General features: G+C 35.7%; 18 protein-coding genes. 12 read left to right on the top strand and 6 right to left on the bottom strand.

The window, feature by feature from the left end:
• The first annotated feature begins 48 nt into the window (after positions 1–48).
• From PI23P_RS10265 to PI23P_RS10240, 6 genes are all read left to right on the top strand, one after another.
• Positions 49–921: a hydroxymethylglutaryl-CoA lyase gene (locus PI23P_RS10265; protein WP_004570771.1), complete on the top strand. Its 873-nt coding sequence runs from the start codon at positions 49–51 to the stop codon at positions 919–921.
• 46 nt (positions 922–967) lie between these two features.
• A complete protein-coding gene (locus PI23P_RS10260; RefSeq protein ID WP_238300019.1) occupies positions 968–2,473 on the top strand; it encodes a bifunctional metallophosphatase/5'-nucleotidase in 1,506 nt (501 codons plus the stop codon).
• A 947-nt stretch (positions 2,474–3,420) separates the two neighbouring features.
• A complete protein-coding gene (locus PI23P_RS10255) occupies positions 3,421–4,611 on the top strand; it encodes a DUF4856 domain-containing protein (RefSeq protein ID WP_004570769.1) in 1,191 nt (396 codons plus the stop codon).
• 91 nt (positions 4,612–4,702) lie between these two features.
• Positions 4,703–5,803, top strand: coding sequence for an imelysin family protein (locus PI23P_RS10250; RefSeq protein ID WP_004570768.1), 1,101 nt, complete (start codon positions 4,703–4,705; stop codon positions 5,801–5,803).
• Between the two features lie 74 nt (positions 5,804–5,877).
• Entirely contained in the window at positions 5,878–7,245 is a 1,368-nt protein-coding gene (locus tag PI23P_RS10245; protein ID WP_004570767.1) for an HTTM domain-containing protein, read from the top strand.
• A 3-nt stretch (positions 7,246–7,248) separates the two neighbouring features.
• Complete coding sequence (locus PI23P_RS10240; protein ID WP_004570766.1) at positions 7,249–9,666, top strand: TonB-dependent receptor family protein; 2,418 nt, start codon at positions 7,249–7,251, stop codon at positions 9,664–9,666.
• Between the two features lie 447 nt (positions 9,667–10,113).
• On the opposite strand, the gene PI23P_RS10235 is transcribed toward PI23P_RS10240, so the two are convergent.
• The 3 genes from PI23P_RS10235 to PI23P_RS10225 all read right to left on the bottom strand — a co-directional run bounded on the left by PI23P_RS10235 (position 10,114) and on the right by PI23P_RS10225 (position 13,911).
• Positions 10,114–11,184 carry an imelysin family protein gene (locus PI23P_RS10235; RefSeq protein WP_004570765.1) on the bottom strand — a complete coding sequence of 357 codons (1,071 nt, stop codon included), beginning with the start codon at positions 11,182–11,184 and terminating at the stop codon, positions 10,114–10,116.
• A 1-nt stretch (position 11,185) separates the two neighbouring features.
• On the bottom strand, positions 11,186–12,583 hold the full coding sequence (locus tag PI23P_RS10230; protein WP_004570764.1) for a di-heme oxidoreductase family protein: 1,398 nt from the start codon (positions 12,581–12,583) through the stop codon (positions 11,186–11,188).
• 86 nt (positions 12,584–12,669) lie between these two features.
• Positions 12,670–13,911 carry an imelysin family protein gene (locus PI23P_RS10225; RefSeq protein WP_004570763.1) on the bottom strand — a complete coding sequence of 414 codons (1,242 nt, stop codon included), beginning with the start codon at positions 13,909–13,911 and terminating at the stop codon, positions 12,670–12,672.
• A gap of 729 nt (positions 13,912–14,640) precedes the next feature.
• Here PI23P_RS10225 and guaB point away from each other — a divergent pair.
• Positions 14,641–16,116 carry an IMP dehydrogenase gene (gene guaB / locus PI23P_RS10220; protein WP_004570761.1) on the top strand — a complete coding sequence of 492 codons (1,476 nt, stop codon included), beginning with the start codon at positions 14,641–14,643 and terminating at the stop codon, positions 16,114–16,116.
• A 70-nt stretch (positions 16,117–16,186) separates the two neighbouring features.
• On the opposite strand, the gene PI23P_RS10215 is transcribed toward guaB, so the two are convergent.
• On the bottom strand, positions 16,187–16,699 hold the full coding sequence (locus PI23P_RS10215; RefSeq protein WP_004570760.1) for a VOC family protein: 513 nt from the start codon (positions 16,697–16,699) through the stop codon (positions 16,187–16,189).
• A gap of 112 nt (positions 16,700–16,811) precedes the next feature.
• Here PI23P_RS10215 and PI23P_RS10210 point away from each other — a divergent pair, with 112 nt between their 5' ends.
• From PI23P_RS10210 to PI23P_RS12435, 3 genes are all read left to right on the top strand, one after another.
• The gene (locus PI23P_RS10210; RefSeq protein ID WP_004570759.1) at positions 16,812–17,132 is read left to right on the top strand and encodes a winged helix-turn-helix transcriptional regulator; all 321 of its coding nucleotides are present in this window, start codon (positions 16,812–16,814) and stop codon (positions 17,130–17,132) included.
• 191 nt (positions 17,133–17,323) lie between these two features.
• Entirely contained in the window at positions 17,324–19,819 is a 2,496-nt protein-coding gene (locus PI23P_RS10205; RefSeq protein WP_026288375.1) for a M14 family zinc carboxypeptidase, read from the top strand.
• A 163-nt stretch (positions 19,820–19,982) separates the two neighbouring features.
• On the top strand, positions 19,983–20,141 hold the full coding sequence (locus tag PI23P_RS12435) for a YqaE/Pmp3 family membrane protein (RefSeq protein WP_004570756.1): 159 nt from the start codon (positions 19,983–19,985) through the stop codon (positions 20,139–20,141).
• Between the two features lie 50 nt (positions 20,142–20,191).
• Here PI23P_RS12435 and PI23P_RS10200 read toward each other — a convergent pair whose 3' ends face one another.
• Both PI23P_RS10200 and PI23P_RS10195 read right to left on the bottom strand, forming a co-directional pair.
• The gene (locus PI23P_RS10200) at positions 20,192–20,530 is read right to left on the bottom strand and encodes a tRNA-binding protein (protein WP_004570755.1); all 339 of its coding nucleotides are present in this window, start codon (positions 20,528–20,530) and stop codon (positions 20,192–20,194) included.
• A gap of 1 nt (position 20,531) precedes the next feature.
• Complete coding sequence (locus PI23P_RS10195) at positions 20,532–20,999, bottom strand: Mpo1 family 2-hydroxy fatty acid dioxygenase (RefSeq protein ID WP_004570754.1); 468 nt, start codon at positions 20,997–20,999, stop codon at positions 20,532–20,534.
• A 786-nt stretch (positions 21,000–21,785) separates the two neighbouring features.
• Here PI23P_RS10195 and leuC point away from each other — a divergent pair.
• Positions 21,786–23,183 carry a 3-isopropylmalate dehydratase large subunit gene (gene leuC, locus PI23P_RS10190; protein ID WP_004570753.1) on the top strand — a complete coding sequence of 466 codons (1,398 nt, stop codon included), beginning with the start codon at positions 21,786–21,788 and terminating at the stop codon, positions 23,181–23,183.
• Positions 23,184–23,264: 81 nt separating this feature from the next.
• Complete coding sequence (leuD, locus tag PI23P_RS10185; RefSeq protein WP_004570752.1) at positions 23,265–23,864, top strand: 3-isopropylmalate dehydratase small subunit; 600 nt, start codon at positions 23,265–23,267, stop codon at positions 23,862–23,864.
• Positions 23,865–23,875: the final 11 nt, after the last annotated feature.

Raw genomic sequence — 23,875 nt, 5'->3', positions numbered from 1 at the left:
CAATCGAAAAGAGATGGCAACTTCATTAGTTTCTATATCTTTGAAATGATGAAAAGAGTCAAAATCATAGAATGTCCGAGAGATGCGATGCAAGGAATAAAATCTCATTTTATTTCGACAGAAAAAAAAGCATTGTACATCAACGCCCTGTTGACTGTTGGTTTTGATACCATTGACTTTGGAAGTTTTGTCTCTCCAAAGGCCATTCCACAAATGCGAGACACTGCAGCCGTATTGTCAAAGTTAGAGCTCTCTACTACCGAAAGTAAGTTGTTGGCAATTATTGCGAATGTTAGAGGTGCAGAACAGGCAGCACAATTTGAAGAAATAAATTATTTAGGCTATCCCTTTTCTATTTCAGAGAACTTTCAAATGCGAAATACGCACAAAACAATTGCGGAGTCTATTGCTGCGCTGGACGAAATATTACAGATTGCAGATCGTTCGAAAAAAGAGGTTGTAGCCTACATGTCTATGGGTTTTGGAAATCCATATGGAGATCCTTGGAATGTAGATATTGTGGGAAGATGGACAGAAAAACTGTCTAAAATGGGGGTGAAAATATTATCTCTTTCAGATACCATTGGAAGTTCTACGCCCGAAGTAATCGATTATTTGTTTGCCAATTTAATACCAGCGTATCCAACAATTGAATTTGGGGCACATTTACACACAACACCAGACAGTTGGTTTGAAAAAGTAAATGCAGCCTATAAAGCTGGATGTACTCGTTTTGACGGTGCAATCAAAGGGTATGGTGGTTGTCCGATGGCAAAAGACGCGCTGACAGGGAACATGCCTACCGAAAAGTTACTTTCCTATTTTACAACAGAAAAAGCAACGACCAATATTAGACCGATGCGTTTTGAAAGTGCCTATAATAAAGCGTTGGAAGTTTTTGATGTTTCGAAGCAAGATTGAAAGTAAAAATGAAAACGTCTGTATGTGGGGTTTTAAAAATTAGAGTATGATGAAATTTATAAAAATAATAGTAGCCTCATTTTTTTTATGTACAGCGTGTACAAAAGACGATGGTAGAATAGACTTTACATTTTTACAATTAAACGATGTCTATGAAATAGCAGCAATACAAGGAGGAGAATTTGGTGGAATGGCCAGAGTAGAAACTGTGCACCAAGAGTTGTTAAAAGAGAATAAAAATACCATGCTTTTCATGGCAGGTGATTTTTTAAGTCCCTCTTTATTAGGAACCTTAAAAGTAGGAGGCAACCGTGTTGGTGGAAAACAGATGGTTGAAGTAATGAATGCTATGAATTTTGATTTGGTGGCTTTTGGGAATCATGAATTTGACATTCCTAAAAAAGACCTTCAAGAAAGATTGAATGAAAGTAACTTTCCTTGGATTTCGGCAAATGTTCAGTTAAAAACAGCCGATGGTGCAGTTCCTTTTTACAAAGAAATAGCGGGAGAAAAGAGAGCTGTAAATGAAACTTTTATACAAGAGTTTATAGATGAAGATGGTACTGCAATAAAAGTGGGTTTTATAAGTGTTTGTATTCCATCAAACCCAAAAGAATTTGTGCAATATGGCGATATGTATCAGCGAGTAAAAGCTTCGCATGCCGCTTTAAAAGGCAAAGTAGATGTAGTTTTTGGATTGACCCACGTGAAATTAGAAAATGATAAGAAGATTGCAGTCTTGCTTCCCAACTTACCACTAATTATGGGGGGACATGAGCACGAAAATAGTCTTAACTTTGTGGGGGATGTTCAAATCGCGAAGGCAGACGCCAATGCAAAAACGGTATATATTCACCGCATCTCTTACGACAAAAAGACAAAGAAAACCTTCGTTGTTTCTGAGTTAAGAGAAATAAATAGTCAGATAAAAGAGGATAAAAAAGTAGGACAAATTGTGCGTAAATGGCAAACAATATTAACTTCAAAAATTAGAGAGACCATACACAATCCAACAGATATTATTTATACGACTGCGATTCCTTTAGATGGAAGAGACACACCTATAAGGAATGTACAAACAAATTTAGGACAGGTGATTACCGAAGCCATGTCTTTTTCCTATCAAGATGAGATAGATTGTGCCCTGGTAAATGGAGGTTCAGTAAGAATTGATGATCAGTTGACAGGAAATATTACGGCAGTATCCATTTTTCGGGTTTTGCCTTATGGTGGCGCCATTTTGAAGGTTAAAATCAAAGGGAGTTTGTTACAGCGCGTTTTAGAGTACGGAGACTCAGCAGCAGGCACTGGTGCCTATTTACAGCGTTTTAATGCCGAAAAACTGGACGGAAATTGGCAAATTAAAAAGGAGCTTCTAGATTTGGATAAAACGTATACGGTGGCTTTTTCAGAATATTTGTTAAAAGGTTTTGATATTTCTTTTTTATCTGGCGCAAATGAAGGCGTTTTAGAAATCTACACACCCTCAGAAACAGAGTTGGCTTATGATATTCGAAAAGGAGTAATTTCGTATTTAAAAGCAAAAGAATAAAAAAATATGCTTTAATAGGTGTTCAATATTTTAGGCACTGAGATGCAATTATGAACACATTCTAAATAGATTTCTAGGTTTTGAATGCAGCGGTATTGAATGCAGCGGCAATGTAAATATAGATTCCTTATTATTTCTTGGCTTGCCAATGTTGTATTGGCAGTGCACTAAGAACAATCAATACAACAGGCAAACAACCTTGTGATAAAGCAGAAAATAATTGTGTGCAATCTGTAGTTGTTTGCGCTCCTTTAGCGCTTCTATACACAGCGTGATAGCCTTCACTTATTTTTTTAAAGTTTCAATCCAAAATTTAACAAAAGCTTCAAAAAAAATTATTGCAGTCCTCTTTATTGTAGGTTATTCTTATTTGTTCGAATTCTTAAATCTCTTTAGAGATACAAAGTGTAGCAAGAGGAATCCCTAAATAAGAATAATAATTTTTAATTGGCGAATTGGTGTGATCACATATTGCATTCGTGTTTATCGCACCGCAACTTATTTTTACAATGAATTAAAAGCGGATAAAATAATGCAGAATTCTCAATTCAATAATTATAGAAGTGAATTCAACAAAAAACTTGATGTACATTATTTTTTTGTTGAACAATTTCAGGAATATAGAAAGACAAAAGCAAAAAGGTAACACCGTACACAACTGGAATAGAAAAAGTGACTTCTAGTGCATAAAGAAGATCAATATGTTGACATGTGCGACGGTATCAACGTTTTTTTGATAAAAAAGCACGCATCTTAAGGTTGTTATTAGTCAGTTTATTAGATTTCATATATTTAATTTAATTCTATAATACTGTAAATCAGTTTCTTATATGTTTTTTTTAGTATTGTTTTAATTTATTCTAAATAAGCTTTGTTAGAAGTAGATAGGAGCACTATATTTGTACAAAATTTAAGAATTATCTTTAATTAATCTAAATAATATTAAAATGAAAAAAGTACTTTTATCAATCAGCTGCATTATTTGTTTAATGTCCTGTAATAATACTAAAACAGAGTCTACAGAGACTGTTGCACCGTCAACCTACACTTTTGAACGCAATGGAGCTTCTTCTGTAAGCTTTGGTGGACAAACAACAAGAATTGAAATGGGAGGAGAATTTGTTTCAGCCCTTAAAGATGAGATGAAGACGGTTGAAAGTTTAAATGCAATGTTTTCACATACTGAAGGAGCCGATAATTTTTCAGAGGCAGATTTAAACGCATCTTCAAAAAGTGTGCGAAGTAAAGTAGCAGCATCAACCGATTTTTATGGAACGAATGCAACGGATGCAGCGGCTATAAAAGCAGATTTCGATTCTTGGATTAGTGCACAAACAACTGAAGTATTTCCAAATTGGGATACGGAAGCTACTACAGGAGTAGCGGGTCAAATCCAACAAGCAGGTGGAGGTTCTAAACGATATGTGAGTGCAAAAGGAATAGAATACGATCAATTGATCGCTAAAGGACTGATTGGTGCTTTAATGGCAGATCAAATTCTAAACAATTACTTGAGTCCAGCTGTTTTAGATGAGGCATCGAATGTTGCTGACAATGATGGTGAACTTCTAAATAGTGGTAAAAATTATACGACTATGGAGCACAAGTGGGACGAAGCTTTTGGATATTTATATGGAACGGAAGCAGACATTACCGCTCCTGTTTTAAACAATGACAGTTTTTTAAACAAGTATCTTGCTAGAGTAAATGGCGATTCTGATTTTTCAACAATAGCAGAAGAAATTTACAATGCTTTTAAATTAGGTAGAGCTGCAATTGTGGCTAAAGATTACGGTACAAGATCAGAACAAGCAGAAATATTAAGAGAAAAAATATCGGAAGTAATTGGTGTGAGAGCAGTATACTACTTAGTGTCAGGCGGAAAGGATTTAGCAACAGATAAAGCGAAGGCTTTTCACAGTTTATCTGAAGGAATCGGTTTTGTTTACAGCTTACAATTTACAAGAATGCCAAATTCAACAGCACCTTATTTTACAAAGGCAGAAGTGGATGGTTTTATGGCAACCTTACAAGCCGGTAATGGTTTTTGGGATATTACTCCAACTGCTTTAAATGAAATGGCAGCAACTATTGCAGCTAAATTTAACTTTACACTTGAAGCAGCAGTAAGCGAATAAATAAATAGTGTAAATAACTTACCAAAAGCAATCTTAACTGGTTGCTTTTGGTTATTTTTGTATCCTTATTAAGATTCAATAAAAATATAATATGTTTAGAAAATTTATACTCCTTTTTGTAGCCGCTATTGCTATAAATGCTTGTTCTTCATCTGAAGAAATGAGCCCAATAATTACCGATAGTTTTGATAGAAGCGCATTGTTAGAAAATATAGCAGACAACATAATGATTCCTGCATACGAAGACTTTAGTGTTGAAATGAGCGCACTTAAATCGCAGGGTGAAGTATTTACGACAACACCCAATCAAATGAACTTGGAAGCTTTAAGAGTTTCTTGGTTTGCTGCTTATAAATCATGGCAATACATAGAAATGTTTGATATTGGCAAAGCAGAAGATTTGCAGTTCAAGTTTTACATGAATATTTATCCAGTGACAGTGAGTGATATTGAAGGTAATATTGCTAGCGAAAGTTATGATTTAAACAGTGTAAACAATCAAGATGCGCAAGGATTTCCTGCTTTAGACTATTTATTATACGGTCTGGCTGACACCGATGCTGCAATTTTAGATAAATATGTGACCGCAGAAAATAAAGAGAGTTACAAAAATTATATCGGAGCAGTTTTAGAACAGATGAATACACTTACTACAACTGTAGTTTCAGATTTTAAAGCGCAACGCAACAGTTTTGTTATTAGCATAGAAAATACAGCAACGAGTAATATTAATAAGTTGATAAACGATTATATCTATTATTACGAAAAAGGATTGCGAGCGAATAAATTTGGAATTCCATCAGGTGTTTTTTCAGATACACCTTTGCCAGAGAAAGTAGAGGGTCGTTACAATAGCACTGTTTCTAAAGAATTGGCCTTAACTGCGGTAATGGCAGTTCAAAATTTATTTGAGGGAAAACATTACAAGGCTTCAACAACAGGGGTTAGTCTAAAGTCATATTTAATCAAATTAGATAGAACAGACATTGCGACGAGTACTACTAGTCAATTCAACATCGCAACAGCACAAATAGAAACCTTAGCAGACAGTTTTGCAACTCAGATTGATACGGATAATATTGCAATGACAAAGGCGTACGATGAACTGCAAATAGCAGTTCGTTTATTAAAATTAGACATGTTGCAGGCATTCAATATCAGTGTAGATTACCAAGACGCTGACGGGGATTAAAACGAATTTGATAATTTAAATAGCAACCTGATGTTCTATTGAAATTTCAATAAAGATCAGGTTTTTTTATGTTGATGAAAATACTTAAATACAACTTAAAAGAACAAACAAATGCTGCGCCTCTGGCCATATTTCGTTTGTTTTTTGGCTTGATGATGTTTGCGAGCATTGTCCGGTTTTGGGCGAATGGATGGATAGAAAAACTCTATTTGGTGCCAGAGTTCCACTTTTCATACTTGGGTTTTAGTTGGATAAAACCAATTGGAAATTATACCTATTTACTTTTTATAATCTGTGGAGTTTCGGCACTCTTTGTCGCCATAGGGTATAAATACAGAATTGCAATAGGGATCTTTTTTCTCTCTTTCTTGTACATCGAGTTGATGGATAAAACAACGTATTTAAACCACTACTATTTTATAAGCATTGTTACCTTTCTTTTGCTGTTTTTACCCGCAAACGCCTATTTTTCGGTAGATGCTTTTCTTCGGAAAAAACAGTACCAGCAAGTGCCAAAATGGACTATTGACAGTCTCAAACTAATGCTATTTATCATTTATCTCTCTGCAGGATTTGTGAAGTTAAATTCTGATTGGTTGTTTCGAGCCATGCCCTTAAAAATATGGTTGCCTTCGAAATATGATTTGCCAATAATTGGTGAAAATTTAATGCAACAAAATTGGTTTCATTTTGCGATGAGTTGGTCGGGCATGCTGTATGATTTGACAATTCCTTTCTTACTATTGTACAAAAGAACGCGATTTGTTGCTTTTTTATTCGTGGTTTTCTTTCACGTTTTTACTAGAGTGCTGTTTCCTATTGGCATGTTTCCTTTTATTATGATTGTCTCTGCGCTCATTTTCTTTGATGCAACACTGCATAATAAAATGATAGATTTTCTTCGGAAATATGTACTAAAGTCAAAGCGCGTGCTGCTGTCAACTCCGAACTTTTATTTTTCAAAAGTTAAAAGAAAAGTTGTTTTAGCTATATTTTCAGTATTTTTTATAGTCCAAATTTTATTTCCATGGCGTTCGCTATGCTATCCTGGTGAGCTGTTTTGGACAGAAGAGGGATATCGATTTTCGTGGCGCGTAATGTTAATGGAAAAAGCAGGAAGTACCAACTTTAAAATTGTAAACTTAGCTACAGGACGCTCTTTTAGCGTAAATAACACGGACTTTTTAACTGCTTTTCAAGAAAAACAAATGAGCTATCAGCCTGATTTTATTTTGGAATATGCTCATTTTTTAGGAGATCACTTCACAAAACAAGGCCATAAAAATGTCGGTGTTTTTGCCGATAGCTATGTTGCTCTAAACGGCAGGTTAAGCACGCGTTTTGTTGATGAAAAAGTAGATTTATACCAGCAAAAAGCTTCATTTAGTCACAAAAAATGGATTCTTCCATTTCAGTCAGAAATAAAAATTAAAGGAATATAAATAATGAAAGCAAGCGTTCTAATTCTCTTTTTATTTTTTTTACAAACTTTTGTTTATGGTCAATACAAGATATCAGGAACTGTGGTTTCAGATGCTAATAAACCAATAAATAAAGTTCAAATTTATAACGAATCGGGAGCTTTGTTGGCGCAAACAGGTATTTTAGGGAAGTTTAATTTTTCCACAAAAAGAGAAGCTTTGCAATTGATTTTTTATGTGGAGGAATACCAGCTTAAAAACGTATACCTGCAATTGGTGGATTATGTAGATTTAAAAGTGACCTTAGAAATTTTTTCACAAAACCTATCAGAAATTCAAATCAAGGCGAGAACGGTAAAAGTTTTCGAATTGAAAAGATTGAAAGATGTAGAGGGAACCTCTATTTTTGCAGGCAAAAAGACAGAGGTTGTCTTGGTAGATCAGTCTGCGGCAAATTTAGCAGCGAACAACGCCAGACAAATATTCAATCAAATTGCGGGTTTAAATATTTTTCAGAATGATGATGCTGGTTTGCAATTAAATATTGGAGGTAGAGGATTAAATCCAAACAGAACGGCGAACTTCAATACACGGCAAAACGGTTATGATATCAGTGCAGATGTTTTAGGGTATCCAGAGAGCTATTACACACCGGCATCGGAAGGTTTAAAGGAAATTCAGATTGTGAGAGGCGCTGCCTCTTTACAATATGGGACTCAGTTTGGAGGATTAATTAATTTTATTACCAAGAAACCAAGCACAAAGCCGCTAGAAGTGGTCACTAGAAACACGGTAGGGAGTTTTGGTTTGTACACCAATTTTACCAGTTTTAGCGGAACCAAGGGAAAGTTTTCTTATTACACTTACCTAAATTATAAACAGGGAAACGGATTCAGACCCAATTCTAATTTCGATTCTAAAAATATATTTACACATCTAGAATACAAGCTTAATGAGAAAGATGTGCTTTCTTTTGAAGTCACGTATCTAGACTATTTAGCACAACAGCCTGGGGGTTTAACAGACCGCACTTTTAATGAGAATCCTTTGCAAAGCAATCGTGCAAGAAACTGGTTTAAAGTTGATTGGTTGTTATATAATTTTAAATGGGAGCACGTTTTTTCTAATAAAACGAATTTTTCTTTTAACTTATTTGGCTTAGATGCAACGAGAAAAGCATTGGGCTTTAGAGAGCGCAGAGTTGATTTGGCAGACAGTGGGGGGGCGAGAGAATTACTAATAGGAGACTTTAATAATTTTGGTTTTGAGGCTCGTTTCTTAACAAAATACACGGTTTTTGGAAAAAAAGCGACGTATTTAATAGGAACCAAGTTATACAAAGCAGACAATACAGATTTTCAGGGTCCTGGCACAAATACGGCAGATGCCAATTTTACTAGTGCATCGAGTGCCTTCCCAGATTATCGAATTCAAGGTAGTTTTAGAAATCCAAATACAAACATTGCCTTGTTTGGTGAAAATATCTTTTACATTACCGACAAAATATCCATTACACCAGGAGCGCGTTTGGAATACATTAAAACAGCGAGTACGGGATTGGGCAAAATTACAAATACAGATAGTGCTGGAAACCCTATTGGGAGTATAGAAAATGTGGTGGACAGCGCAAAAGAGCGTTCCTTTGTTTTGTTAGGCTTTGGTGCGAGCTATAAAAAAAATGCAGTTGTAGAATTTTACGGAAATATTTCTCAAAACTATAGATCTATTACCTTTTCAGACTTAAATATAGTAAACCCTTCCAATGCAGTGGATAGAAATTTGCAAGACGAGAAAGGTTTCTCAATAGATTTTGGAGTGCGTGGAAATTGGAATAATTGGCTGTCTTTCGATGCAAATTTGTTTGGCCTTTTCTATAAAGAGCGCATTGGATTTTTATTCACGCAAATTCCACCCATCAATAATGTAGGCCAACTAAGAACAAATATTGGAGATGCTAGCATCTTTGGAATAGAGTCCGTTTTTGATTTCAACTTACAGAAAATCTTAAAAATGAGTAGGGAGCATACCTTTAATTATTTTATAAATACTTCTTTCATAAATTCTGAATATACAAAGGCAATTACAAGTGGCATCTTAGGTAAAAAAGTGGAATTTGTCCCTGACGTAAATATAAAAACTGGATTAAAATTTGGATTTAAAAATTTTAGTTCCAGTTTGCAGTATACTTATTTGTCTTCGCAATACACAGATGCACAAAATTCTGGATCAGGCGATGTTAGTGGTGTTGTAGGTGAAATTCCTGCCTATGGCATTTTAGATTTTTCTACATCTTATAAGTACCAGTTTGCAAAAATAGAAGCGGGTATAAACAATCTATTGGACAACTCTTATTTTACAAGAAGAGCAACGGGATATCCAGGCCCAGGAATCATTCCTTCTGCCCCGAGAAATTGGTATGTAGGTTTAGAATTTAAATTTTAAGAACTCCATTATGGACTGTGCATGCAACAGTTACAGATCAAGTGTTGGCAACCTTCAGTTTTATTAAAATAACAAGTTTTTTTGGTACTGGTATCTTTCGTTTACCAACATTCGAACGTTTTTGATTTTCTCCTTTTTGTAGTTGCAATTGATAGGAGGTGAGAAGCCTGATTTGATGTCAGAGAAAGCTATGGTAATGGCATTCTTTGCATCTTTTATTCTTGCCTTAGAAATAATGGTTTCCAAGACATAAGGCCTGGCATAATAACCAGCTTTGGCACTAGTAATATTGACTTAGATGATTTCCAAAGAAATAGTATTCCTGTAAGTTGGTTGTAAACTGTGGTTATTTTACAAAGAAGAGACATTCCACGGGCTGTTAAAGCGTGTGGAATGTCTCTTTAGCCCAAAGAAATTGGGAGCGAGGTTCAGAATTTAAATTTCAGGTTAATCACCGTCATTGTCTGTAAAGGTAACAGTTACAGATAACGTACTTGCAACATCCACTTTTATTAAAATAATGAGTTCTTTAATGTGCTTGTGCAACGCCGTTACAGTTGTATTCTTGTTTTCAATAGCCTTCTTTAAAGTTGTATTCGATAAAGAAGCGATATTTGCCTCAATGCTAGAAAAGGATGCGGTAATAGCGTTATTTATATCTTCTGTAGTTGCTATTTCACGAACATAGTCATCCAAGCCGTCAGGCATGCCATAATAAACCGCTTTGACAGCAGTAATATTCTCTTGGATAATGGCCAAAGAAATTTCACTTCTGTAAGCTTGTAGCATTGTCGTGTTTGTGGATGATGTATTGTCTAAACCAGCAGGTTCCCCTATTTTAAACCGCAGCACATCCTCTAATAAGAAATTCAGTTGATTTACAATCAAGTTCACACTTCCAGTAATACCAGTAGCTGTATTATTAATAAAGTAGTCACTATAGACTTCCCATTGTTCTTTTAAAGAAGTCGCTTTTATCAAAAGGTTTTTATTTAATGCAATGAGAAAATCTTTTCTACGCACATCAGAAAAGGAAGATACAGTCTGCGCTGCATTATCATTAAATAGCAAGTATTCAACAGCACTCAACCCCCTAGTTTTAGTAGGCAATTTATTGACACTATCTTCATCAATGGTTTCCGTAGCCGCCACAAATTCCTCTATTTTGTTCTCATTTGCACCCCAACTATACATAGATATGTAGATGGCAGAAGATTGAATATCTCCTAGGTTACCAACTTCAGTCTTAGCATAAGAAAGTGCTGCGTTTTTCCATAAATTTTGTAAATTTAATAAATTTTCTTGATTGGTCTGTGCCGTAAATTTTGTGGTAGCCTCATTTAATTTTTTTATATCTGAAACAAATTCAGTAATTGCAGGGTTTATGAAATCAGTGGCATACGTTTGACGATATCTAAAAAGATCAAAAGCATTTTTTTCTGACAGTTCTTCTTTATTGCATCCAAAAAGCAAAACCAAACTAATTATTAATGTACCGATGGTTAATTTATTATTCATCCTAAAGAGAGTTTATAAAAGCAAGCACGTGTTGTCTTTCTTTTTTTGTTATTTTTTTATATGTGTTTTTTGATTCTTCGGCTTCACCACCGTGCCAAAGAATCGCTTCCTCTGCATTTCTCGCCCTTCCATCATGCAATAAAAAGCTATGTCCGTTTACTTCCTGAATCATTCCAATGCCCCATAAAGGTTGCGTTCTCCATTCTTTTCCTGTGGCTAAAAAATCGGGCCTATTGTCTGCTAAAGCATCCCCCATATCATGCAGTAAGAAATCAGAAAAAGGTCTTATGGTAACATTTTCTAAAAGCGTGTTAAATGAGTACGCATTGGAGGTTTTAAAAACGGAAGTATGACAGCTGGTACATTTTAAATCTCTAAACAGTTGTTTTCCTTTTAAAACATCTTCATCCTCATAATTTCTTCTAATGGGCACTGATAAAGAAGAAGTATAAATCAGTACATTATTTAAAGAGTTGTCTGGAACTTCAGGAATTCCTCCATTTGGGGCATCGTTGCAATCCAATTGTGGAGAGGGACAATTTATATCGGGAAAAATAGAGGTGGTCAAGCCCATGTCTCCACTAAAGGCATCTGCAACCTGCTGTCTTAGTGTTGGTTGATTGGCTTTCCATCCAAATTTCCCCAATTCATTTTGATGTGTTGTGTGATTCCAAACATAATTTGCTTTTCCAGAGATTCCATCATTATCGCGATCGAATTCGTCTACATTGCTAAGTATGTCTTCTGATGACAGCGCATCAACCAAACCCAAACCAATAACTTGCTGACCAACTCTTGGAGATGTCAGAACACCTTGCAAAGATCCAAACTGTTCCTGTATAATGGTATAATTTGGTTTGCGAAGTTGATAGGTTTCTCCATCCTCAAATGCACCGTTTATAAACGTGTAAGTAAGGGCTACTTTGGCCTCAAAAGGAACGCCTATGTTTGCTCTGTCTTGAATTTGACTTCCGTAGTTTGGTGCATGTTTTGGTCCTCCAAAATCATTCGTTCCCGCTGTACTTATGCGCATTAAAAAACCTGACGAAAATGCTTGACCAGGTTCTAATGGAGAGCCTCTTCCGTCTTTATTGTGGCACGCACTGCAAGCCCTTGCGTTAAATGTTGGACCCAATCCATCTCTTGCGGTTGTAGATGCGGGAGAGCTTACCCAATTTTGACGAAATAAAGAGTTGCCAACAAAAAAAAGCAAATCAGTATTAATAGGCAAACCAGGCACGGCTTGATCAAATGCATTTGCACCTAAGAGAGAACTTGTCAGGCGTCCCGCAGATAATTCTTCCCCATTTTCATAAGTGCTTAGAGGGACATACATTTCTTCTTTGCTGCAGGAAGTACTTAAGACAGCGATAAAAAATAGAAAAATTATATATTTCATTATTATTTTTGTAAAACAAGAAACCAAATTACCTGAAAACAGGCAATTTGGTAGTCTAATTTATAATTAGGAATGTATTCAAATAATTACACGCTTGGATCAATCGTATTTCCAGTGATTGATTTCCCCGCTTGTGCAAGTTCATCTCCTTGTTTTCTTAAGGTTAAAACAGCAGACATAATGGGATTGTTAAAATTATCCAGCGTTTCATCCATTAATTGATTGTCGAAATAACCAATAGTAAAGATGACCGTAACTTTATTCATAACCTCAGATGCTGTTGCAGTTAAAGCAGTAGCCTCGTCATTGTTAACTAGTGCTAAGATATCTAACAAAGAAGTTCCAGAAACAATAGAACCATCTGTATTTTTGTACGAGCCATGAATGATATTATCAATAGACTTGGCATTTAAATACACATCTCTGTGCGTGTTGTCAGAAAAACAAGAGTGTTCATCTTCTTGATTTTGGTTTTCAACAGCAACAGCCATTCTTTCTCCGGCCAATTCCCCTTTGCTCAATTTTGCAGCTCCTGTTAAAATTTTAGTGATGGCATCGTCTGATGACATTGCTAAAAACGAGCTGCTATAGCTTGCTCCTGGTTTCCACTGATCAACAACAGATTTTACATCGTCTACTAAAAGTGCGGTAACGGCTACTAAGTATTCTCCTCTTCTAACTGCATTGGTTGCTGTTGTGAAATCGGTCAATGCCCTTTGCCCGGCCATTTTTTCAGAAGGTTGTGTATTGTCTTGTCCCCACAAAAGAAATTCTATAGCATGGAAACCAACAGTAACGTTAGACTCATTACTATCATAACCAGAGAGTTCTTTTAAAGTCTCTTTTGTCAATGACGGATATTTCTCCTTATTATTGATAATATTTTGTCTGTCATCAGACAAGTCCTGTCCACCAGTGCCCGTTGTAACATAATCTATCAAAGCTTCATCTAAAGGCCATGCATTGATATAGCCTTCTGGTTCACCCTCACCACCATCGATAGGTCCATCATAGAAGCGGTATGCTTCTGTTTGACCGTAAGGTTCTCTAGATGCTAACCAAGTGTCTTTTGCAGTTTGAAAAGTGTTTTCATTTGGTGTTGCAACAAAAGTATCTACCGCTGTTTTTAACTCGTTTAACTTGTTTAGTGCATCTGCATAGCTTGCAAAAACAATGTTTGTGTAATTGGTTACAAATTCTTTCTTTTTAACTTCAATAGCGATCGTTGGATCTAGAATGTTGTCTTCAATAGTGTCTTCGCTAGAACATGCAATGCCAACTATAGCTAAGCATGACAGGATCAAAACGCTTTTAATTTGCTTTTTCATTTTAAATTATTTAGATTGATTAAAAATAGTTTCTTTATTTTTGCGCAAAGCTACAATACAATTTGAATAAAACAATATTTATTTAGAATAAATAAAGATAAAAAACTAAAGTATTGATATGTAGCTTTTTATGTAGCACTTAAGGCAGATAAATCCATGTTCGTGCGAATTACAACAGATGCTCACGAAACGTTCACAAAAGAACATGAAGACAAAAATGCCTTGTTGTGTGCTGCAATGTATTCCATATGATAGACATCACATTTAGTAATTTATTTTTGATACTTCAAAAAGAAAATTCCGTTGATATTTAAACTCAATGGGTTTGTGTTGGAAATTAATATGTCCTTTGTGAGATTCCGCAAGTAGACAACGGACTCGCGTATGATAATTAACGTTTGATTAGAATGTATTATTAGGAATATTTAGAGATTTGCTATTTTTGCGGGTTCTGATTTTTGTGATGAAAGTGTTTCACGATTTTCGTTTGTATTGTAAAACCAAGAATTAAAAAACAGCACTTTAAAATATTTTGGATGCAATGCCAAGTTCAAAAGAGAGGCACAATTGCCCAACAGCGTTTTCTTATGATGCGCATTAATGAATGCAAGTAATTTCTTTATTTTGGTGCGTTGTGGTTTTTCTCTTAGATTTTAATGAAAACAAATAAATCCGACTAAATTCATTAATATATTGTAAATTTGCATGCAATTAGATTTTAATTGTACCATGACAGCACACGAGAACAAAATTGTAGGCGAAGGATTAACATACGATGACGTATTATTAGTACCCGCCTTCTCAGAAGTACTTCCAAGAGAGGTAAATATCCAAACTAAATTTACGAAAAACATTACCATTAACGTTCCTATTGCTTCGGCAGCGATGGATACAGTTACAGAATCTGCTATGGCAATCGCTATTGCTAGGGAAGGTGGTATTGGTGTTTTGCATAAAAACATGACAATTGCGCAACAAGCACAGGAAGTGAGACGCGTAAAACGTGCTGAGTCGGGTATGATTTTAGATCCTGTAACCTTGCCGCTAACCGCAACGATCGCAGATGCAAAAGCAAATATGAAAGAACACGGCATTGGTGGCATCCCAATTGTTGATGATCAGGGAATATTAAAAGGAATTGTTACCAATAGAGATTTGCGTTTTGAACACGAAAATACACGTCCAATTATTGAAGTAATGACCAGTGTGAATTTAGTGACTGCGGCAGTAGGAACTTCTCTAAGTGATGCTGAGAAAATTCTTCAAAATTATAAAATTGAAAAACTTTTAATCGTAGACGATGCCTATAAGTTAATGGGTTTAATTACGTTTAGAGACATTACTAAAGTAACGCAAAAGCCAATTGCCAATAAAGATTCTTTTGGTAGGTTGCGAGTTGCGGCGGCCTTAGGAGTTACTAGTGATGCTGTTGAAAGAGCTGCGGCCCTTGTAAATGCAGGCGTAGATGCGGTAATTATAGATACTGCTCATGGACATACAAAAGGAGTCGTGGACGTTTTAAAACAAGTAAAAGCAAAGTTTCCAGATTTGGATGTTGTGGTGGGGAACATTGCAACGGCTGCAGCGGCTAAGTATTTAGTAGCTGCTGGTGCTGACGCTGTAAAGGTGGGAATTGGACCCGGTTCTATTTGTACTACAAGAATTGTTGCAGGGGTAGGTTTTCCACAATTTTCTGCAGTCTTAGAAGTTGCTGCAGCCATCAAAGGAAGCGGAGTTCCTGTAATCGCAGATGGAGGTATTCGGTATACCGGGGACATCCCGAAAGCGATTGCTGCAGGTGCAGATTGTGTGATGTTAGGATCGCTTTTAGCTGGTACAAAAGAATCTCCTGGGGAAACCATCATATACGAAGGAAGAAAATTCAAATCATATCGAGGAATGGGCTCTGTAGAAGCAATGAAGCAGGGTTCTAAAGACCGTTATTTCCAAGATGTAGAAGCGGATATAAAAAAGTTAGTTCCTGAAGGAATTGTTGGGAGAGTTCCTTACAAAGGAGATCTCGACGAGAGCATCCATCAGTTTATTGGTGGTTTGCGTGCAGGAATGGGCTATTGTGGTGCTAAGGATATTGAAACGTTAAAGGAAACGGGAAGTTTTGTTAGAATTACCGCAAGTGGTATCAATGAAAGTCATCCACACGATGTAGTGATTACCAAAGAATCTCCGAATTACAGCAGAAGATAACATAATACGATTTATATACAAAAAGCTCAAGAATCTTATTCTTGAGCTTTTTTTGTTTGTAAAACTTTTTTTAATTTGAATACGCCCCTGATGAATACGTCAATTCGTAACTGTGTGTGTAGATTTCAAAAACAATTCCAAAGGGATCTTCAACATAACACATTTTAAAAGGCTTGTCTTTAGGATAGTAAGATCTAATTGGCATGCGCTGTTTTCCACCATAAGACACAATTTTATCTACGAGTTCTTCAATATTTGGATCTTGTACGCAAAAATGAAAAAGGCCGGTATTAAAAGGATTGAATTCAGGAGCTTCTTTCACTCCGTTTGGAAATGAAAATAATTCGACTCCAATGCCGTCTGAAGTTGCTAAATGCGCAATCTCAAATTCGGTCCAATCGTTTCCAAAAACATCAATACACATTTGACCAATGGCAGTTTCCTTTTCTTTCTTGACCGCCGAAGGTTCCATAATTACATACCAACCCATTACTTCTGAATAGAATTTTACGGCTTCTTTTATATTTGGAACTGTAAGTCCAATGTGTGAAAATGATTTGGGATAATTTTTAGTTGTTGACATCTATTAAAATTTAGAAGACAAAATTAAACTAACTTCGCGATATAGGCAATAACTTACTAAATAGTGGTATACATACCAAAAAGAGTAAAATGACACATGTCAACATTTTAATATGAAAAATTTGAACAAAAATAACAAATGCCCTTTGAATTACACGATGCATCTCATAGGAACAAAGTGGAAGCCTTTGATTTTATTTCACTTATTAGATGGTGGCTTGCGTTCTGGGATTTTACAAAAGAAAATTGAAGGCATTTCAAATAAAATGTTCACTCAAACCGTAAGAGAGTTAGAAAAAGACGGACTACTTACCCGTAAAGTATTCCCTGTAGTTCCTCCCAAAGTGGAGTATACATTAAGTAAAAGAGGAGCTTCTTTAGAAAAGATCTTAAGAAATTTAGACACTTGGGGCTTGGAAGATGCTGCACATTAATTGCACTATCTTAGGAATAGATGCATGTACTAAGGTGTTAAAAAATTAATACTTTTTTGCAAGTTATGTTATTTGTAGGATCTGCTATCGATTGGAGCAGCGCGTATTTATTAATTTGATTCGGAGTGTTAAAGTCTGAATACGCGCTATTTGTTTTCATACATTTGCTTTAGAACCTAATTTTAATTTCTATGAAAAACCTGTTATTTCTTTGCTTGTGTATTTCCTTATCGATGTCAGCACAAAAAGTAGCGTTGTCTTATTATTTACCTGCAAATGTTACCTACAATCAAAATATTCCAACACCAGCGTCCGTAATTGGTCATGAAGTAGGGGAGTGGCATATTACACACGATAAATTAGTGGAGTACATGAAGGTTTTAGCAGCAAGTTCTGATAGGATTGCAATTGAAAATAGAGGAAAAACTTTTGAAGACCGGCCATTGTTGCTGTTGACCATTACAGCTCCAAAAAATCATCAAAATATAGAAACCATTAGAAAAAATCACATAGCGGCAACGAACAATGAGGCCATTGATATTTCTAAAAATCCGATTATCGTGTATCAAGGCTTTTCTATTCACGGAAATGAACCCAGTGGTTCCAACGCTGCACTCGCTGTAGCCTACTATTTGGCAGCTGCAGAAAGTGCGGAAATAGACGATTTGTTGGAGAACACGGTAATTTTATTCGATCCTTCTTTTAATCCTGACGGTTTGCAGCGTTTTGCTTATTGGGCAAATACAAACAGAAGTAAAAATATCAATCCAGATCCTAACGACCGGGAGTACAGCGAAGTTTGGCCTGGAGGAAGAACCAATCATTATCAATTTGATATGAACAGAGATTGGTTGCCTGTGCAATTGCCAGAAAGCAAAGCACGAATTGCAAGTTTTCATAAATGGTTGCCAAACATTTTAACAGATCACCACGAAATGGGAAGTAATTCAAGTTTCTTCTTTCAGCCTGGAATTCCAAGCAGAACAAATCCGTTGACACCGCAAATGAATCAGGATTTAACGAGAGAAATTGGAACTTATCACGCGAAAGCACTGGATAAAATTGGATCGCTATACTATTCTGAAGAAAGTTTTGATGATTTTTATTACGGAAAAGGTTCTACGTTTCCAGACATCAACGGAGGGATTGGAATTTTATTTGAACAAGGAAGTTCAAGAGGACATGCCCAAGAAACAGTCAATGGTGTTTTAACGTTCCCTTTTACAATTCGCAATCAATTTACGGCAGCGCTGTCAACTTTAGAAGCAGCAAGAAAAATGCGCGTTAAGATTTTACAATATCAGCAAGATTTTTATGAAGAGTCTAGAAGCACAGGAGAGAACAAAGCCCTGGTTTTTGGCGATGAAAAAGATGCTGCAAAGAGTTACCATTTGGCAGAAGTGTTAAAACGTCATCAAATTAAAATCCACGAGGTAAAAACTGATTTTACTGAAAATGGGAAAACCTTTAAAAAAGGGTATAGTTATGCAGTGCCAATGAACCAAAAGAATCAACGCTTGGTAAAGGCAATGTTTGATGTGAGAACACAATTTAAAGACAGCTTGTTTTACGATGTTTCGGCTTGGACTTTTAACCATGCTTTTGGAGTAGATTATGCCGAAAACATTTCACTTTCTAATATAGGAGATGAAATCTCTAATTTGAAAATGAAAAAAGGAACCGTTTCTTTCAACAGCGCATACGGATATTTAATGCCATGGAACGAATATTACACCCCGAAAGCTTTAAATGCAATTTCTAAAAAAGGTTTGCGCTCAAAAGTTGCTATGAAAAATTTTAAAAATGGTGAAAATTCCTATGACTATGGAACTATTTTTATTCCAGTTCAAAATCAAAAATTAGACGCAGAAGAAATATTTGAATTTCTTAAAAAAATAGCTGCAGAAAGTCATGTTGTAATACACGGTGTTACAACGGGTCTGAACGACGGAATTGATTTGGGAAGTAATAATTTCAGCAATATTAAAGAGCCGAAAGTAGCAATGCTCGTTGGAGATGGAATCGCAGGAAATGATTCAGGAGAGATTTGGCATTTGTTAGATCAACGTTTTGATATGGCTTTAACGCGCTTAGACATGCGTTATTTTAGTAAAGTGGAAATTGCAAAATACACGCATATTATTATTCCTAGCAGTGCAATTGATAAAAAGTCCATCGCGCACTTAAAAACTTGGGTGAACAACGGTGGGGTTTTAATTGGATATAAAAACACGGTTAAATGGTTGGAGAAAAGTAAATTCATCAATTTAGAGTTTGACCAAACAAAAATGGATACGATTGCAGGGGTCTCTTTTGAAGACAAATCTCTAAAATCAGGTGCACAGTTTATTGGAGGTGCTATTTTTGAAGCAGCCATAGACCGATCTCATCCTATAAATTTTGGATATAAAAATGATAAAATTGCATTGTTTAGAAATTCTACACTTTTTATAAAAGCAGATAAAAAGAGTTATAACAATCCGATTCAATATACTTTAAACCCTTTATTGAGTGGTTATATTTCGAAAGAAAATGCAGAGGTTATTAAAAATACGGTTCCATTTAAAGCTCAAAAATTAGGAAAAGGCCGCGTCATTGTTTTTACCGACAACACCAACTTTAGAGCTTTTTGGTACGGAACTAATAAATTGTTGATGAACGCTATTTTCTTTGGAGACAAAATGTAATTTTTCTAAAAGGGACTCTTTTGATTTGAGTGCAGTCTGGACCCATAAAATTGTTTTAAAAAGAAGTAACAGCAATGCAAATGAAGCAAAAGTGCTTGTTTTAAATTAAAGTGTAACAAAATTAGGATTTTAACGTCTTATACTTATAGGCTAAAAATAAAATATGAGCTTTTTCAGAGTGTTATTTGCTATTATCTTTCCACCGTTGTCTGTTATAGACAAAGGGTGTGGCTCTTTTTTTATTATTTTTTTATTGACACTTTGTGGGTGGATTCCGGGTATTATTGGTGCCTTAGTGATTTTAAACAATCCTAAATATTGATTTATTTTTCGCTATTATGCATCTAGAAGGCCATAATGTAAAAGATAGATTTAGTGTACTTCGGTGCCATTTGTAGTCTTTTTAGAAGTTGCCAACAATACAACGTCTCCATCGGTATTGTAAATACCGAGAATGAGACATTCACTCATGAAATTGGCAATTTGTCGTGGTTTAAAATTTACAATTGCAGTTACCTGTGTGTTCAATAAGGCTTCTTTAGAGTACAGACTTGTTATTTGAGCGCTTGTTTTTCGGATCCCTAAACAACCAAAATCAATTCTTATTTGGTACGCAGGATTGCGCGCTTTTGGAAAATCGTCTACGGCTATAATCGTCCCGGTTCTAATGTCTATTTTTAAAAAGTCCTCAAAGGTAATCTCTGCTTTCATCTTAGTTCTTTTTTTTACTTAATTTTTGAATCAACCACAAAGGGCCAATTAGTAAAAATTGTACATCTTTTGCAAAAGAAGGCTTTTTACCTTCTACTTTATGTCCCCAAAATTGTCCAATCCAGCCTCCAATAAATAATATAAAGGAAGTAGAAAGCAGTGGGATGTTTTTGCTTAACCAGAAGTTTCCAACAACACAAAGCAACATTACAAAGAGCATTTCTATGCATTGCCAAAAACCCAGCCGCATGTAGAAAACAGAAATTAGCAGTCCAACCACAACCGCCCAATTTTCTAATAAAGGATTGTATAACTCAAAAGTATCCTCTAAAATTGCAGTAGGTATGCTCATGAGCAATCCAATAAGACTAAAGTATATAATAGGAACACAGATGTAATGTATCCTTTGATTGGTGCTATTCTGGTGACTTATGGCATATTCATCGAACCATTGTTTTGCAGTTTTCATGTCTATTTATTTTGTTTTCTAAAAAGAAATTGGTGCGCAGTTTTATAGTGGTCTTTTTCCAAATTTGGCAATGCATTTTTAAGACTTCGCCGCTGTGGTTTCTCCAAATTTTAAAACAATCCTCGTTTTTGAACATTTCTTCGCAACAAAAGGCATGATAAAAATAGTGCGATTGCCACAACAGTATTCTTTTATTTTAAATTTGTTAGCACTCAAATATACATGTAATTCTTTTGACTTTGCAACTGTCTAGTGCTTGTATCGGATACAAGTATTTGAAAATTAAAATCCAATACCAATTCAAAAAGAAAAACTCTTATTTTAAATTGAATAAAACCAATTGAGCAATATTTTACAAATGAGTGCCAAAAAAAAAAGAGTATTGAAAATAAATACATTCAGGCGATGTGCTTTTGCGTTTTAGATGGTAAGAAGTGCTCAATAAATTAATTTTAAACGTTGTATTTGTTTTTTTATACACAGCATTTGCTTCATTTTTATGATTTTAAAAAACATCAGGAACTGAATACTAAAAGGATTTTAATGGTTAAAGTTAATGCGGATTTGAACAGCGCTAATAATTGATATGGCTATTTTCATAAAATTAATAGGCAATAAAATAAATAGACATCGTATTTTAAAACAATTTATAATGTTGATATTCAATATTTTAAAACTTTCTTTAACATTTGGGGATAATACTTAAAAATGGAGAAAGCCTCAGGTACACAATAAAAACAGTATTTTTGATAGTTCGATATAATTTGAATATTTAAAGATATAAAAATGGCAAATACATTATTTGATAAAGTATGGGATTCACACGTTGTTCGTCATGTTCAAGACGGGCCGGATGTGTTTTTTATAGACCGTCATTTTATCCATGAAGTAACAAGTCCTGTTGCTTTTTTAGGATTGGAAAATAGAGGAAATAGTGTGGTGTATCCAGCGCGCACTTTCGCAACAGCAGATCACAACACACCAACAATAAATCAGCATTTACCGGTAGCAGATCCGCTGTCTGCAAACCAGTTGAACGCTTTAGAAAAAAATGCTGCGAAGTACGGTATTTCGCATTGGGGTCTTGGGGATGAAAATAACGGAATCGTGCATGTAGTAGGGCCTGAAAACGGAATCACTTTGCCAGGTGCAACGATTGTTTGTGGAGACTCACACACTTCTACACATGGTGCTTTTGGAGCTATTGCTTTTGGTATTGGAACTTCTGAGGTAGAAATGGTTTTGTCTACGCAATGTATTATGCAGCCAAAACCGATGAAAATGCGCATCAATGTAACCGGAGCTTTAGGACTTGGTGTAACCGCTAAAGATGTTGCACTGTTCATTATTTCAAAGCAAACGACTTCTGGTGCGACTGGGTATTTTATAGAATATGCGGGAGATGTTTTTGAAAACATGTCTATGGAAGGTCGGATGACCGTTTGCAACTTATCGATTGAGATGGGGGCAAGAGGAGGAATGATTGCTCCAGACGATAAAACATACGAGTATATGCAAGGGCGTTCGCAAACTCCAACAGGAGCTGCTTGGGACAAAGCCATGGAGTATTGGAAAACGTTATATACTGAAGAGACTGCCGTGTTTGATGTCGAATTTCAGTACGATGCTGCCGATATTGAACCCATGATTACCTATGGTACAAACCCAGGAATGGGAATGGGACTTACAAAATCAATCCCAACTGCAGAAAGTTTGGAAGGTGGTGTAGAGACCTATCGAAAATCATTAGGTTATATGTCTTTCAATGAGGGAGATTCCATGATTGGGAAAGAAATTGATTTTGTTTTTTTAGGATCCTGTACAAACGGGCGTATTGAAGATTTTAGAGGCTTTTGTTCCATTGTGAAAGGAAGACAAAAAGCAGCCAATGTAACGGCTTGGTTAGTGCCAGGATCACACAAAGTAGTTGCTCAGATTAAAGAAGAGGGTTTAGATAAAATAATTTCTGACGCAGGTTTTGTTTTAAGAGAGCCTGGTTGTTCCGCATGTCTGGCAATGAATGATGACAAAGTTCCTTCAGGAAAATTATCTGTATCTACCTCGAATAGAAACTTTGAGGGTAGACAAGGACCGGGTTCTAGAACCTTATTGGCATCGCCTTTGGTAGCAGCAGCGTCTGCAATACAAGGCGTGGTAGCAGACCCAAGAATGTTTTTAGCATAAAATAAAAAGTATTTAAGCAAAGCTCATAAAGGTTCTTAAAATATTTTTTTAGGCCTTAAAGCGATGTAAACACAGAAAAAAATGGCATACGACAAATTTCAAGTATTAACAAGTACGGCATATCCGTTACCAACGGAAAATGTAGATACAGATCAAATAATTCCTGCACGTTTTTTAAAGGCTACAGAGCGTGTAGATTTCGATGTCAACTTTTTCCGTGACTGGAGATACAATCAAGATGGAACTCCGAAAGCAGATTTTCCTTTAAATAAAGAAATCTATGCGGGATCTAAGATTTTAGTTGGTGGAAGAAATTTTGGCTCTGGCTCCTCCAGAGAGCACGCGGCATGGTCTGTATATGACTTTGGATTGCGTTGCGTTATTTCATCGGCATTTGCAGACATTTTTAAGAACAACTGTTTAAATGTGGGGGTTTTACCTGTGCAGGTTTCGGCAGCCTTTGCAGATACGTTATTTGCAGCAATTATGGCAGATCCAAAAACGGTAATCACCGTTGATTTACCAAACCAGAAAGTAACTTTAGTGGCAACTGGAGCCTCTGAATCTTTTGTAATTAATACCTACAAAAAAGACAATATGCTAAACGGTTTTGACGATATTGATTATTTAAAAAATATCGAAAATGAGATTACAGCTTTCGCGAAAACAAGACCCTTTTAAAAACGATTGTA

Source organism: Polaribacter irgensii 23-P, assembly GCF_000153225.1.
GTDB classification, from domain to species: domain Bacteria; phylum Bacteroidota; class Bacteroidia; order Flavobacteriales; family Flavobacteriaceae; genus Polaribacter; species Polaribacter irgensii.
This window is presented reverse-complemented; position numbering and strand designations above follow the sequence as displayed.

Excerpts from the sequence above, each read along its gene's own strand:
- PI23P_RS10265 (WP_004570771.1), top strand. The coding sequence starts at position 49 with ATGAAAAGAGTCAAAATCATAGAATGTCCGAGAGATGCGATGCAAGGA.
- PI23P_RS10260 (WP_238300019.1), top strand. The coding sequence starts at position 968 with ATGATGAAATTTATAAAAATAATAGTAGCCTCATTTTTTTTATGTACA.
- PI23P_RS10255 (WP_004570769.1), top strand. The coding sequence starts at position 3,421 with ATGAAAAAAGTACTTTTATCAATCAGCTGCATTATTTGTTTAATGTCC.
- PI23P_RS10250 (WP_004570768.1), top strand. The coding sequence starts at position 4,703 with ATGTTTAGAAAATTTATACTCCTTTTTGTAGCCGCTATTGCTATAAAT.
- PI23P_RS10245 (WP_004570767.1), top strand. The coding sequence starts at position 5,878 with ATGAAAATACTTAAATACAACTTAAAAGAACAAACAAATGCTGCGCCT.
- PI23P_RS10240 (WP_004570766.1), top strand. The coding sequence starts at position 7,249 with ATGAAAGCAAGCGTTCTAATTCTCTTTTTATTTTTTTTACAAACTTTT.
- PI23P_RS10235 (WP_004570765.1), bottom strand. The coding sequence starts at position 11,184 with ATGAATAATAAATTAACCATCGGTACATTAATAATTAGTTTGGTTTTG.
- PI23P_RS10230 (WP_004570764.1), bottom strand. The coding sequence starts at position 12,583 with ATGAAATATATAATTTTTCTATTTTTTATCGCTGTCTTAAGTACTTCC.
- PI23P_RS10225 (WP_004570763.1), bottom strand. The coding sequence starts at position 13,911 with ATGAAAAAGCAAATTAAAAGCGTTTTGATCCTGTCATGCTTAGCTATA.
- guaB (WP_004570761.1), top strand. The coding sequence starts at position 14,641 with ATGACAGCACACGAGAACAAAATTGTAGGCGAAGGATTAACATACGAT.
- PI23P_RS10215 (WP_004570760.1), bottom strand. The coding sequence starts at position 16,699 with ATGTCAACAACTAAAAATTATCCCAAATCATTTTCACACATTGGACTT.
- PI23P_RS10210 (WP_004570759.1), top strand. The coding sequence starts at position 16,812 with ATGAAAAATTTGAACAAAAATAACAAATGCCCTTTGAATTACACGATG.
- PI23P_RS10205 (WP_026288375.1), top strand. The coding sequence starts at position 17,324 with ATGAAAAACCTGTTATTTCTTTGCTTGTGTATTTCCTTATCGATGTCA.
- PI23P_RS12435 (WP_004570756.1), top strand. The coding sequence starts at position 19,983 with ATGAGCTTTTTCAGAGTGTTATTTGCTATTATCTTTCCACCGTTGTCT.
- PI23P_RS10200 (WP_004570755.1), bottom strand. The coding sequence starts at position 20,530 with ATGAAAGCAGAGATTACCTTTGAGGACTTTTTAAAAATAGACATTAGA.
- PI23P_RS10195 (WP_004570754.1), bottom strand. The coding sequence starts at position 20,999 with ATGAAAACTGCAAAACAATGGTTCGATGAATATGCCATAAGTCACCAG.
- leuC (WP_004570753.1), top strand. The coding sequence starts at position 21,786 with ATGGCAAATACATTATTTGATAAAGTATGGGATTCACACGTTGTTCGT.
- leuD (WP_004570752.1), top strand. The coding sequence starts at position 23,265 with ATGGCATACGACAAATTTCAAGTATTAACAAGTACGGCATATCCGTTA.